This is a genomic window from Saccharicrinis fermentans DSM 9555 = JCM 21142 (genome assembly GCF_000517085.1).
Taxonomy (GTDB): domain Bacteria; phylum Bacteroidota; class Bacteroidia; order Bacteroidales; family Marinilabiliaceae; genus Saccharicrinis; species Saccharicrinis fermentans.
In genome coordinates, this window is sequence record NZ_KI912107.1 from 3,567,723 (window position 1) to 3,581,219 (window position 13,497).

Below are 13,497 nucleotides of genomic sequence, written 5' to 3' on the forward strand. Positions count from 1 at the left end.
TTACAAATCTTTTTTTTTGTATTTTTACCCCTACAAAATTCTGCCAGTCTCACTGCAAAAAAACAATAACATATAAAATTGAGCTGTCTTCAGATATACTATAAAAACATAACAATCCGTGAATTTAGTCATTGATCAGGGAAATACATTTACCAAAATAGGGGTTTTTGACAAGGGTAACTTGATTCATTCCGATTCCCTAAAAAAAATTGATAAAGCAATTTTTAAAAGCATCCAGTCCACATATTCTATTAACAAAACAATCTTTTCATCTGTTCAGGCTGATAATTTTGACAAGCAACAGTTAAGGCAGGAATTAGGTCTGAACGACAAAGTAGAGCTACTCATTCTGGACGACAGTACTCATTTGCCTATCAATAGCCACTACAAAACTCCCCACACCCTGGGAAAAGATCGCATTGCAGCCTTGGTAGGCGCATATAGTTTACACAAAGGAGCACCTAAATTGGTGATAGATGCAGGTACAGCCATTACCATTGACTATTTAGATGCCCACAATACTTTTACAGGGGGCAACATATCCCCAGGCATACAAACCCGCTTTAATGCACTACACCAGAACACTAAAAAATTACCTTTACTAAAATTAAACAATGAATCACCATTTTTGGGCTTATCTACCAATGAAGCAATCTGGTCAGGTGTACAAAATGGGGCTATTTTTGAGATAGAAGCCTACATAAACCACTTTAACACACTGAATATCAACACAAAAACTATTTTAACCGGTGGAGACGCATATTTTTTTGCCAAAAATCTAAAAAATCCCATCTTTGTAAATCTTAATTTGGTACAAACCGGTTTAAATACAATATTAGAATATAATGCTAAAGACAAATAAATTAGCGCTTTTACTGCTAACATTTTTTTTCATCCACCCCATCGTTCATTTAGCAGCACAACAAAGATCTTACTCTCCTCCTTTGTGTGCTGGGCTGGAATCGTTAAAAACGCATAGACATTCGCTAAATAAATGGTTTGAAGCAGGATATATAAACAAATATTATGACTTAAAAAACACAACCACATACTTATTGGTTTCGGCGTACGACAAGACAGGAACAACAAACAATAACCACTCATACACAACACATTATGCCATAAAACATTTCCCAAACAAAACACAAATGAAAGTAATACAGAAGCTTAAAAACCAGTTAGCCAATAGCTGCCAAAAAAATTATGGCATAACTTTTGGATTAGAACTAGCATTAAAAGAATCTAATACTTCCATTTACCAAGCCGTTGCGTTGGATAAAAAAGAATATCAACAATTATAAACTATCATACGAGAAACCAACAGATCATTTCAACATAATGGTCAACTGTGGTTTTACAAAGACAAATTGATTAACAATTATTTTAAACCTATAACACCATGTCAAGAAATTTTACAAAGATTTTTATTGCGGGAATGATAACTCTTATTGGTGCTCAAGCATTTGCACAAAAGGGAGTTGAAGATGGCTCGAAATACGGCCACGGTGAAGACAGTCTTAGATGTCTCCGAAATTTATCACTATTTACTGAATATGTAAAACAAAAGAGCTATGCTGATGCAGTTCCTTCGTGGGAAATCGTATACAATGAATGTCCACTATCCAGCTCTAAAGTTTATACAGATGGTATTAAAATAATGGACTGGCGCATTAAGAATGAAAAAGACAAAGCAAAAAAAGAAGAACTTTTTCAACAATTGATGGGCGTTTACGACAAACGTATTAAATATATGGGCGACCATAGAAAATACAACGAAAACTACATCTTAGGTCGTAAAGCAACTAAAATGCTATCCTACAAAAGATCTGATCCCGAATACAGAAAGCAAGCACAAGAAATGTTTGAAAAATCAATTGCGGGACAAAAAAACAGAAGTGAAGTAGCGGTACTGGCCACCTATATGACTAACACGGTTGCCATGTACAAAGCAGATCAAACAAACGCTGAGGCAGTAGTTAAAAATTACGTTAAGGTAAGCGATATCCTAACTACACAAATCAACGCGAGCTCTAAACCCAAAACAAAAGAGGTTTTAAACAAAGTTAAAGCAAACGTTGAGAAGCTTTTTGCCACCAGTGGTGCTGCAGACTGTGAAACAATTGAAAAAATATTCGGTCCTCAATTCGCCGAAAACAAAGAAAACAAAGATTGGTTAAAATTAGTAAATAAGCTATTAGCCCGAGGAAACTGTGAAGACGCACAACTACTTTTTGATGTATCTGAAAGTTTGTACACGCTTGAACCATCCTCTTCTGCGGCCTACGGTATTGCTCGTGGTTACTTAAAACAACAAAACATTGAAAAGGCAACCGAATACTATAACGAAGCCATTAGTTTGGAAGAAGATGATGCACAAAAAGGAACTTACACCTATCAATTAGGACTTATTAAACAAAGTCAGGGTAAATTAGCTGAGGCCAAAGCGTTAGCGCTAAAAGCCATTCAACTAAAACCAGAATGGGGTGCTCCTTATATCTTAATCGGAAAACTTTATGCTGCCTCTGCCAGTAACTTTGGTTCAAACGAATTCGAGCATAAAACAGCCTATTGGGCAGCCGTTGATATGTTTGCCAAAGCCAAAAGCATTGATGCTGACGTAACTACCGAAGCCAATGAATTAATAGGAATATATTCTAAGCATTTCCCTGGAACAGAAGAAATATTCTTTCAAGGATTTAAAGTGGGCGACACCTACTCTGTTGGAGGATGGATTGGCGTCAGCACTAAGATTAGAGCTAGAAATTAGTTATTTTTAAATAATGAAACCCGACGATCATCATATCAATATTAACAACATATTTAAAACTGCAAGTACATTGCTACTTGCAGTTTTATTTTTTAGTTTGTCATGCACATCTAATAAACCAGAAGAGATAAAAGCTCTGGAAGCCAATCAGGATATGCCTTCTTTAGAAATTGTAGATTTTGAAACTTTTATTTCTGACTCTGGACGAATTAAATACCACATTACAACACCTCAACTACTCAACTACGACAATGCCGAAGAGCCCTACAAAGAATACCCCAAAGGTGGTCACATTATGACCTACGACTCACTCAATGTTATTACTTCGCAAATAAAATGTAAGTATGCCATCTTTCACGACAAACCACAATTATGGGATTTACGCAATAATGTTGAAGCAGTAAACGACGAAGGTGTTGTTTTTAATACAGAACAACTTTTCTGGGACCAGAAAAAACAACAAATCTATACTGAAAAATTCATTAAAATCACCACAGAAGATGAGATAATAACCGGTTACGGTCTTACAGCAACAGAGAATCTAAAGAAATATACCCTCAAAAAAATGAGCGGAACCATTGGATTGGATGAAGAGTAAGCAGCAAAAGGCTAGTACGGAAAATCACAAACATGCTCAAATATTTTCATTTGAACCCTTATAATTACTATTTTCGGTCTTAAATAACGTAGCAGTAAATGGATCACATCAACATTATTATTCTTGCTTTAATGTTTTCAGCATTCTTCTCAGGGTGTGAAATGGCTTTTATATCTTCCAACAAATTATTAATAGAGCTAAACAAGAATAAATTTCCAACACTGAGTAAGATCATCGATATTTTTATAAAAAATACCGGCTTGTTTATATCAACATTATTGGTAGGTAATAATATTGCCCTTGTGGTTTACGGGCTCCAGATGGGGAAGGTATTGGAACCTCTTATTGAATTATATGTAAACTCCCCCACCGGCATTCTGGTTACACAAACTGCTTTATCGACCTTGCTCATATTGGTAACAGCAGAGTTTCTTCCCAAAATATTATTTAGAATTAACCCCATCTTGGTTTTAAACATAGCGGCCGTTCCTTTGGTGGTATTTTATTATTTGTTTTATCCTATTTCAAAGATGACCCTACTTCTCAGTGACTTTTTATTAAAAAAAGTACTAAAGACACCTTCATTGAACACCTCACAAAATATGGTACTGGGAAGAATCGATTTGGATAACCTGATATCACATCATCACGAAAAACTGGAAAATAATGATGATGTGGCAAAAGAAGTGAAGCTATTGAAAAATGCACTCGACTTTTCTAAGGTGAAAATCAGAGAGTGCATCATTCCCCGTACAGAAATATCCGCCATAGAAATTGGAGAAGGACTCAATGTTTTACAACAGCGCTTTATAGAAACCGGATACTCCAAAATATTAATATACCGAAACTCCATTGATAATATCATTGGTTATGTTCATGTCTCCGAGTTATTTAAAAAACCCAAACAACTTAAAAATGCCATCAACCCCTTATCCATCGTTCCGGAAACAATGACTGCCAATAAGTTACTGGAAGTTTTCATTCAGGAACATAGAAGTATTGCGCTTGTGGTGGATGAGTTTGGAGGTACAGCAGGCATTGTAACCATGGAGGATATCTTGGAAGAGATTTTTGGCGAGATTGACGATGAGCATGATGTTTCTGATTTAATAGAAAAACAACTTTCACAAGATGAATATATTTTCTCGGGAAGAGTTGAAATTGATTACATCAACGAAAAATACAACCTGAATCTACCCCAATCAGACAATTATGAAACCATCGCAGGATTTATCCTTCATCACAACGAATCAATACCCAAAAACGGTGAAGAAATCCAGATAGAAAACTTCAAAATGAAAATTCAGGTAGCTTCAGACAACAGAATAGACCTGATCAATCTAACAATACTAAGTCATTCATAGCACATCAGCTATTAGATGGCTTTTATAAAAGATACTAGCGGTAGACATACCTACCTATGTATCTAACCATTACACAATAGGATAAAGTAAAAAAAAATGATCACCATGTTTTTTCATTGATTTTGTTCATTCCATGCACAAGCACACATGGCGTTACCCATTTTTTTGTATATTCGTATCCTAATTTTTGAGAACTTAAAATTAACAATAAACAGAATGGCAACATTAGAAAGAATTAGAAAAAAAGGTGGAGTCCTTGTCGCTTTTATGGTGGGATTCGCCTTACTTGCTTTTATATTGACAGATTTCTTTAGTGGAAAAGGAGGAGGCCAGCAACCAAGCAGTATCGAAGTTGGAAATGTAAATGGTACCGTCATCAATTATGATGCCTACCAAAACGAAATCACTCAAGCAGAAGACTTTCGTAAATTAAGTTCAGGACAAAGCAGTCTGGACGAAAATATGCAATTCCAAATCCGCCAACAAGTTTGGGAAGAAATGGTAATGAATATTGTAATGGGAGAGAAATATGAAAATGTAGGCATTAATGTGACCACCGACGAGGTCATTGATATGGCAACAGGAAAAAACCCCCACCCAGGTATTCGACAAATGTTTACTGACCCTCAAACCGGCGTCTTTAGTCAAGCGGCAGTATTGAACTTTTTGCGCGCACGTAAAACAGACCCCAACAGAAATTTTTACTGGCAATTTCTTCAAAAAAGTCTGGTGAATGAAAAATTAAATACTAAATATACTAACCTATTCCAAAAAGGTTTTTATGTAACAACAAGCCAGATCAATAGCGAGGCAAATGCCAAACTACGTAATGTAGACTTTGACTTTGTTGCTGTTAATTATAATACCATCCCCGACACTGCAGTCACAGTATCTTCCAGCGATATAAAAACTTATTACAATGATAATAAGGATGACTTTAAGCAAGATGCAGAACGTACCATTCAGTATGTAACTTTTGTGGTAAACCCTTCGGAAGAAGATAAGCAGATGGCTGAGAAATGGATTAACGACATCAAACCAGAGTTCTCAAAACCAGAAACCGATGCAACTCAATTTGTAACCATGAACTCAGATCTGCCTTACGAAGACAGAAACTTAAAAATTGAAGACGTAAGAATTGCTATCAAAGACTTTGTGGAGAAGGCAAAAGAAGGCGATGTATATGGCCCTTACTTTGAAGATGAAACATACAAGCTTAGTCGAGTTGTGGCCATCAAACAAATGCCCGATTCGGTAAAAGCACGACACATACTAATTCAAGAACAAGACCCTGCCAAAGGAAATGCAATAGCAGATAGTTTAATAAATCTCATTAACAAAGGCGCCGACTTTGCCAGCCTTGCCAGAAGCAATTCAAAAGATACCGGCTCAGCGATCAATGGTGGAGACCTGAACTGGTTCAAAGAAGGAACCATGGTGCAACCATTCAACGACGCCTGCTTCAATGCTAAAAAAGGTGATGTGGTAAAAGTTCAAACTCAATTTGGTATTCATATCATCGAGATACAAGCCGTGGGTAAACTAACCACCAAGTACAACATTGCTACCTTAGCACGTAAAGTTAAGTATAGCTCAAAAACTTACCAACAAGTATATTCTAACGCCAACAAATTTGCGGCTACTAATAATACTGCAGAGAAGTTTAAAGAAGGTATCAAAAGCGAAAACTTAACACCTCGCTTTGCTACCTTAAAAGCTACTGACAGAAACGTTAGTGGATTGGAAAGTTCAAGAAGACTAATTCAATGGGCTTTCGAATCAGATGTAGACGACATGTCACCTACTATCTACGAATTTGGTAATCAATTTGTAATTGCCGTGGTTACAGAAGCTACTGAAGAAGGATACCAAGACATTGATGATGCTTCTGTACAAAGTAGAATTAGGAGCATTGTAGCTAAGGATAAAAAAGCAGAAATAATCATGAAGAAATTCAAAGACAATACGGCATCAAGCCAAAGTCTATCTTCATTAGCGCAAAAAATGAACAGCAAAGTTCAGTCTGCCTCCAATGTTAATTTCGGATCATTTCAAGTACCAGGCGCAGGTGTAGAACCAGCATTGATCGCCTTGGCATCGATGAGTGATGTTGACAAAATATCAATCCCCATAAAAGGAAATCTAGGTGTTTATGTGGTGAAAGTAACCTCCGAGTCTATCAGCGATACACCGGACACAAATACTGCTAAAACACAGCTTGAAAGTGCCAACAGCAGTAAATCATATGGACTATCTCGTTCAATCAGAGAAAAAGCCGAAGTGAAAGACCAAAGACTCAAGTATTTTTAAACAAATACTGCACTATATAAGAAAAGGCTATCTCAAATGAGATGGCCTTTTTTATTGCTTACCAATCCATCTTGCACACACTTACTTCCCTTCAATATCTGAAATCATTCACACAAAAGTCGGAGCAGAATACAAGCCTTGAATATACTATGTAACCGACTATTATTTTTATGCTTTCGTACATTATTCAATAACAAGCACGATCATTAACCAAAGATACTTGTGTAATGCTATATCAAACAACTTGTTTTATAGATCCGTTACTGAAGAATTGTTATATAAAAGACGCCAAGATAAAGGATCTCTTACACAATGATATGATGAAGACGCGCAAGTTCCTTGTGCCATTGAAATTTAAACACAAGTATATCACCGATGGTGAAATCGTCCCGAGTCGGAAATGGTAAAACAGTTATCTCTGTCCATTTTTAAATTGGTAATGTGTGTAAATACTCTTGTATCGGGTTCTTTTTCTTCACATTTCTTTATTGGGCATTTAGCTTCATTACAGGTAATTACAGACAAGAAAAACCATTGTAATCCCATTTCTTTTTCGGTAAGCAGTAACAAATTAAAATCTACCTTGCTTACATTTTAAAACGTGGCAGAATCTTATTTTAAGGCAATTTTAAGTAAGGATAACAAACAATTATTTTGTTTACTGATTTAGCTTTTTTAATTTTATGAACATTATTTCTCTAAAGTAAATGGGCACACAAATAAAACAAGAAAACAAATAAGCTTACCCAAAGGCTATTTGGAGAAATTAGAAAGACTTAGATATAGTGAGAGTACTATAAAAACTTATTCGAAATACATGAGAGATTTTTGTACTGCATTTAAGAATGATGATCTTTCAGAAATAGGTATTAACGAAATGAATGAATACTTACATCATCAGGCACAGATGTATTTTATCATTCATTTATTCTGCTGGTCTCAGACGTAGTGAACTTAATTAATATGAAGATGACTTATGGAATTCGACGTGAAATAAAAAAGTGCACAATACTACCTTATATGGCATATATTGTGCACTTTTAATCATGATATATTAAATATATATGCACTATAGTGCATTTACTAACAAGTTGAACGAAAGCTCCTTCGTCGCTAATTAGAAAAGTGGTAACTTAAAGTATTATTCATTAATACTTTATAAGATGAAAAAAAACATTACGCGCGCAGGTCATTCAAGAAATGCGCTTACGCGGTTACAGTGAGAGAACTGTAGATACTTATGTATCTATGCTCTCGATTTTGGCAAAGTATTACAGGAGGTCTCCGTCAACACTTAGTCATCAGGAAGTAAAAGATTTCTGCTATTATCTTCTTCAAGAAAAAAAGCTTTCGAACAGTACCATCAACCAAATGATTAGTGCCTGGAAAATATTTTGGGTGGATATACTTGGGAACAAGTGGGATGGCATTAAGATAAAGCGTCCAAGAGTAGCGAAGAAACTACCCACGGTTTTGTCTCAGTCAGATGCCTATCGTTTGGTGACAAGTTCATATAATGTCAAACATCGTACATTAATGATGTTGACTTATGCAACGGGCATGCGGTGCGAAGAAGCTCTAAGTTTGTTGCCTGAGCAAATAGATTCGGCACGTTTGGTTGTACGCATAAAGGGCAAGGGTAATAAAAGCCGAGAAGTACCACTTCCAGAGGATATATTAGTAACAACTCAGAATTTATTTTAAACAGTATCGTCCTTCGAAGTATCTTTTTGAGGGCTTTAAAAAAGGGAAGAAATATTCCGCAACAAGTTTTCGTAAGATAGTATCACGTGCTGCCTTATCAGTAGGTATAAATAAAGGCGTATCGCCTCATGTGTTACGACATTGTTTTGCTACTCATATGCTTGAAAGAGGTATCAATTTGAAACGGTTGCAGTTACTGATGGGACACAGTTCACTAAAAACAACCTCAGGTTATCTTCATTTGGCTCACCCTTACCTTGGCGAAGTTCCCAATTTGTTAATTCCAATAAAACAGGCACAGCCATGAGTCACACCGAAAATAGTAAACAGAAAATAGAAGTGGCCGATGTTGTGAGGAGCTGTCAAGATGATATTGCTACCAAGTTAAGGTTGAACAAAGAACAACAAAAAGCTATTGAAGCTATAACAAGGTGCCGTACATCAGAAGCAGGCGGTCATATTGCGTATTGTAATAACAGCAGCTGTAGTTACAGTCAACAGTCCTATAACTCTTGTCGCAATAGACATTGCCCCAAGTGTCAGTATTTAAAGCAGCAGCAATGGGTCAATAAGCTCACTAGTCGATTAATGCCCGGACGCTACTTTCATATTGTATTTACCATACCAAGGGAGCTACATCCATTGTTTTACATCAACCAACAAGCATGTTATGACTTACTGTTTCGTTCTGCCTCCCAAGCTTTACAAAATGCAGGACGCAATCCTTCATTTTTAGGTGCTGATGTTGGAGCACTATGTGTACTGCATACCTGGGGGCAAACATTAATGTATCATCCCCATATTCATATGCTGGTTCCCGCTGGCGGCCTGTCTACGGATGGTATGGAATGGGTTGCTTCGCCCAAGAAGTTCTTTGTGCCCGTAAAGGCATTGTCTGGCATGTTTAGAGGTATACTAGTTAAGCAACTCGAAAAACTACTGATCAAGGAAAAACTGAGGTTACCTAAGGAGTTTGAAGGAGCTCAAATGTTGAAATCAGAACTGTACAGTAAACGATGGAATGTATACTGTAAAAAGGCGTTTGGGGGTATCAACAGTGTATTACAATACTTGGGCAGATACACCCATCGGGTAGCTATATCTAATAATAGGCTAACATCTTTATCGGACAAGCAAGTGAGCTTTACCTATAAAGATTACAGACAAAATAGCAAGCAAAAACAAATGACCTTAAATCAACTTGAATTTGTGAGGCGTTTTATACATCACGTCTTACCTAGCGGATTCTTTAAAATCAGATATGTTGGCATACTTGCAACGGTACATATACATGGTAAACGAGAACAGGTAATTGCACTAGTGGGTGAAAATATGTGGTTGTCAAACCTCGAAGGCCTTACCTCATATGAAGTGTTAAGAGCATTAATAGGAAAGGATCCTTGCATATGCCCCAAATGCAATAAAGGCATAATGGTTCGCACAAGGATATTGCACCAACTAGAATGACATTAAGCAGATAAAACGTTCTTTGTTTCATGGATGCAAATAAAACAACCGTTCATGTGGGTGTAACGGGATTGTTATGCCTTAAACCAAACGAAATTAACATGCTGATGAAAGAATGTTGTATAAATAACAGAGAAATATTAGGATCAGAGCGTTTACAAAGAAAAAGAACTAGATGAAATGTGCATAGGTTAGGCCGCCTTCGTTCAACGTAATTTTATCCTTCATGACTAATAAATATTAGCAATCATAATTTTGGATATTTATCAATGTTCAACTTTTTACTTATCTTGGTCGAACAAAGGATAAAATCCTTATAAGTTGTAGCTAATGCCAAGAGAGAGTCGTGCGGAGAAAAAATGGATTAATCTCATTAAATATGCGGATATTAATTCGTATATTTACCGCAAAATGAAAAAAATAGTTCATGGCAAGATACATTTATGAATATGATAATTGGCCAGAGTTCACATGGAATGATAAAAAGATTAGTGTGATTTTAGGAAAAGTCCGACATCTGCAAGGGAAAATTTTCGGACAAATGGGAGCACTTGGTTTTTCAATTAAGGAAGAAACAATTCTATCAACTTTGACACTCGATGTTCTTAAATCATCTGAAATAGAAGGTGAATTTTTAAATCATGAACAAGTTCGTTCTTCTATAGCAAGAAGACTCGGACTGGATTATGCAGGAGTTGTCCATGTTGACAGAAACGTGGAAGGAGTTGTTGAAATGATGCTTGACGCAACTCAAAGATATTACAAACCCGTTGACCAAGAGCGGATTTTTGGATGGCATGCAGCATTGTTCCCTACAGGTTGGAGTGGAATGCATAGAATTGCTACAGGTTGCTATCGAGACGGAGAGATGCAAGTCGTATCAGGGCCAATGGGAAAAGAAAAAATACATTTTCAAGCACCTTCAGCAAAGGTGGTAAAAAAGGAAATGGATGATTTCTTAGATTGGTTAAATAATAAGACCGATATTGATGGTGTTATAAAAGCTGCAATTGCACACTTTTGGTTTATAATAATCCACCCATTTGATGATGGTAATGGCAGGATAGCAAGAGCAATATCAGATATGTTGCTTGCTCGCTCGGAGGAAAGTCCGCAACGATTTTATAGCTTATCAAGCCAAATACTTATTGAGAAAAAGAAATATTACGAGATATTACAGAAAGAGCAACATAGCTCAGGAGAGATTACAGATTGGTTGGAATGGTTTTTAAATTGCTTATTTCATGCATTAGAGAATACAGAAGAAACTTTGCAACGTGTTCTCAAAAAGGCAGATTTTTGGGATAAACACAAGGAAACTATTTTAAATAGTCGGCAAAGACTTATCTTAAACAAACTCTTCGATGGATTTGATGGGAAACTAAAATCGTCAAAATGGGCAAAGATTACAAAATGTTCAGCAGATACAGCCCTTAGAGATATTAAGGATTTAATCGAAAAAGGAATTTTAAAGCAAGAAGAATCTGGAGGTAGAAGTACAAATTACGAACTGACAGAAGAATGGAGAATGCACTAGCTACAATCGAATAGGTGGCTGACAGGATTGTAGCCCTGCCAGTGCACCTTTCACAGCACGACTTTTTACTCCATAAAAAGTACGTACGGGTAACTTCGTTATTCCTCTTCACAAATTAAAATACTATTTTAATTTATTCGAGCATATACGGCGGTTCCCTACATCATGGGGAATCGAAGATCGGCGGAGCCAATAGCGAATTTGTCTTTGTAGGTAAAGTAGCTGTTATTTCATTGTAAATAGAAGCTAATGGGATATAGCCTCGCTTTTGAAGTCGTTGCACCGTAATGGTTGTTCCTAAAATAGGACTTTGCCAACAAAGATTATGTTTTATTGGTGTTAGCGATTTCCGCTTTGCTCCAATTTAGCGATAGCCCAACCACCCATTATTCATAATATATGTATATGCTTTAAGGCATTCATGATTTCGTTCCTCAATTCGGCTTCTGCTCCAAGCGTACGCCATGCCTGCTTCAACGCCCAACCGAATAAGGATACGCCTTTTCTTGTCAGGCTTTTTTATTCACAAGTGTTCATTTTTTGTGTTCATGATTTCCGCTACGCTACAATTCTGTCCGTCAGTACCGGAATCGAAGATCGGCGGAGCCAATTTGCCGTCGGTATTTGTTGCGCTAATCGCTCACAAATAATCTTCACTGCATAGGTCACCCTATACCACTACGTTTTTACATTCGTAAAAAGTGTCACTTGCTAACGGTTCGGAGCGTTACCTTCGCCCGTGATGGGACCTTACGAATACAAATATTTATATGAAAGCATTCGTGAACTTCGTTTCACCCTCTGGATAAAATACAGCACAGCCCGAGGTTTATTGAAGATAATTTGTATTTTCAAACTTTTTCCACAACTTCGGGCTGTGTGTACTGCTGCTCATGCAGGGCACACAGCGCGGTATAAAACATTGGGGTTTAGGTGGTTATTCTAGCATTCTGCCACGCATCAAGTTCGATGAAACTGGACAGAAAAGTAGCCCGCAATCCCCAACGATTTCATACCGCCATCCGTTATGGCCAAGTGAATGAAAGCAGTATTTCAAGGATTGTATGAGGCAGAAATTCAGAAAGATAAATTAAAAGTCGGGTTAATGTCGGGGAAAATCCGAACTGAAAATGATTTAAATTCTTAAACAAATTGTATCCTTGACAAAGATTTTGATGATAAATGAAACAGCCAGAATTAGGACAGAAAATATTAGAACTTCGAAATAAAAAAGGCTTGACTCAAGAGGAACTTGTTGAGAAATGTAATATAAATGTGAGGACATTACAACGAATTGAATCTGGAGAAGTCAACCCTCGGAATTTTACTGTTAAAATTATTTTTGATGCTCTTGAATATGACATAAATAACGAAACGGTAAATCAAAGACATCAAAAATTGATTTATTTCAAAGATTCAATTGACAGATTATATAAACAAATCCAAAATGAAATACCAATGAAAAATTCAAAGAACTTTTTTTACAATTATTTTCTTGCAACAGGAATTGTCTGGTTTTTTTGTGCACTTTCAATTGTGCTATTTAAACTGAATTTTCAAGTTAAGGAGATTTTATTGACTATAATTATTCCACTTGCATTCTCTATATTTAGACAGTTTACTAAAAATGAATCATCTCAGTTAGCTGATAAAAAGACAGATTGAAATAGAGGATTCAGGTTTGGATTAATAAACACCTGGCCATAATCGAGTAGATGGCCAGTGAGCTAAGCCCACTGGTGCACCTCTC

At 36.5% G+C, this 13,497-nt stretch carries 12 protein-coding genes and 1 pseudogene; all 13 read left to right on the forward strand.

Features of this window, described 5'->3' with window-relative positions:
* Positions 1-118: 118 nt before the first annotated feature.
* The 13 genes and pseudogenes from CYTFE_RS0114480 to CYTFE_RS28820 all read left to right on the forward strand — a co-directional run bounded on the left by CYTFE_RS0114480 (position 119) and on the right by CYTFE_RS28820 (position 13,412).
* A complete protein-coding gene (locus tag CYTFE_RS0114480; RefSeq protein WP_027472364.1) occupies positions 119-862 on the forward strand; it encodes a type III pantothenate kinase in 744 nt (247 codons plus the stop codon).
* The gene (locus tag CYTFE_RS0114485; RefSeq protein WP_027472365.1) at positions 846-1,301 is read left to right on the forward strand and encodes a hypothetical protein; all 456 of its coding nucleotides are present in this window, start codon (positions 846-848) and stop codon (positions 1,299-1,301) included. Before CYTFE_RS0114480 ends, CYTFE_RS0114485 begins: the two co-directional genes overlap by 17 nt.
* A gap of 98 nt (positions 1,302-1,399) precedes the next feature.
* Positions 1,400-2,767 (forward strand): tetratricopeptide repeat protein, encoded by a 1,368-nt coding sequence (locus tag CYTFE_RS0114490; protein ID WP_027472366.1) that lies wholly within the window; start codon positions 1,400-1,402, stop codon positions 2,765-2,767.
* A 13-nt stretch (positions 2,768-2,780) separates the two neighbouring features.
* Positions 2,781-3,365 (forward strand): LPS export ABC transporter periplasmic protein LptC, encoded by a 585-nt coding sequence (gene lptC / locus CYTFE_RS0114495; protein ID WP_044214169.1) that lies wholly within the window; start codon positions 2,781-2,783, stop codon positions 3,363-3,365.
* Between the two features lie 98 nt (positions 3,366-3,463).
* A complete protein-coding gene (locus CYTFE_RS0114500; RefSeq protein ID WP_027472368.1) occupies positions 3,464-4,729 on the forward strand; it encodes a hemolysin family protein in 1,266 nt (421 codons plus the stop codon).
* A gap of 216 nt (positions 4,730-4,945) precedes the next feature.
* The gene (locus CYTFE_RS0114505) at positions 4,946-7,039 is read left to right on the forward strand and encodes a peptidylprolyl isomerase (RefSeq protein ID WP_027472369.1); all 2,094 of its coding nucleotides are present in this window, start codon (positions 4,946-4,948) and stop codon (positions 7,037-7,039) included.
* 817 nt (positions 7,040-7,856) lie between these two features.
* Positions 7,857-7,988: a hypothetical protein gene (locus tag CYTFE_RS31185; protein ID WP_407689928.1), complete on the forward strand. Its 132-nt coding sequence runs from the start codon at positions 7,857-7,859 to the stop codon at positions 7,986-7,988.
* Positions 7,989-8,227: 239 nt separating this feature from the next.
* Positions 8,228-8,449 (forward strand): annotated as a pseudogene (locus tag CYTFE_RS31550) (phage integrase N-terminal SAM-like domain-containing protein); the annotation flags it as partial.
* A gap of 90 nt (positions 8,450-8,539) precedes the next feature.
* A complete protein-coding gene (locus CYTFE_RS31555; protein ID WP_407689944.1) occupies positions 8,540-8,743 on the forward strand; it encodes a tyrosine-type recombinase/integrase in 204 nt (67 codons plus the stop codon).
* Positions 8,733-9,050, forward strand: a complete 318-nt coding sequence (locus tag CYTFE_RS31980) for a tyrosine-type recombinase/integrase (RefSeq protein ID WP_081736004.1) — start codon at positions 8,733-8,735, stop codon at positions 9,048-9,050. Before CYTFE_RS31555 ends, CYTFE_RS31980 begins: the two co-directional genes overlap by 11 nt.
* A complete protein-coding gene (locus CYTFE_RS0114520; protein ID WP_027470237.1) occupies positions 9,047-10,210 on the forward strand; it encodes an IS91 family transposase in 1,164 nt (387 codons plus the stop codon). The genes CYTFE_RS31980 and CYTFE_RS0114520 overlap by 4 nt, the downstream gene beginning before the upstream one ends.
* Before the next feature lie 427 nt (positions 10,211-10,637).
* On the forward strand, positions 10,638-11,747 hold the full coding sequence (locus CYTFE_RS0114525) for a Fic family protein (protein WP_027472371.1): 1,110 nt from the start codon (positions 10,638-10,640) through the stop codon (positions 11,745-11,747).
* Between the two features lie 1,182 nt (positions 11,748-12,929).
* Entirely contained in the window at positions 12,930-13,412 is a 483-nt protein-coding gene (locus CYTFE_RS28820) for a helix-turn-helix domain-containing protein (protein WP_052343213.1), read from the forward strand.
* Positions 13,413-13,497: the final 85 nt, after the last annotated feature.

Coding starts and splice junctions, on each gene's coding strand:
- CYTFE_RS31185 (WP_407689928.1), top strand. CDS start 7,857: ATGAGAGATTTTTGTACTGCATTTAAGAATGATGATCTTTCAGAAATA.
- CYTFE_RS28820 (WP_052343213.1), top strand. CDS start 12,930: ATGAAACAGCCAGAATTAGGACAGAAAATATTAGAACTTCGAAATAAA.
- CYTFE_RS0114500 (WP_027472368.1), top strand. CDS start 3,464: ATGGATCACATCAACATTATTATTCTTGCTTTAATGTTTTCAGCATTC.
- CYTFE_RS0114525 (WP_027472371.1), top strand. CDS start 10,638: ATGGCAAGATACATTTATGAATATGATAATTGGCCAGAGTTCACATGG.
- CYTFE_RS0114490 (WP_027472366.1), top strand. CDS start 1,400: ATGTCAAGAAATTTTACAAAGATTTTTATTGCGGGAATGATAACTCTT.
- lptC (WP_044214169.1), top strand. CDS start 2,781: ATGAAACCCGACGATCATCATATCAATATTAACAACATATTTAAAACT.
- CYTFE_RS0114485 (WP_027472365.1), top strand. CDS start 846: ATGCTAAAGACAAATAAATTAGCGCTTTTACTGCTAACATTTTTTTTC.
- CYTFE_RS0114505 (WP_027472369.1), top strand. CDS start 4,946: ATGGCAACATTAGAAAGAATTAGAAAAAAAGGTGGAGTCCTTGTCGCT.
- CYTFE_RS0114520 (WP_027470237.1), top strand. CDS start 9,047: ATGAGTCACACCGAAAATAGTAAACAGAAAATAGAAGTGGCCGATGTT.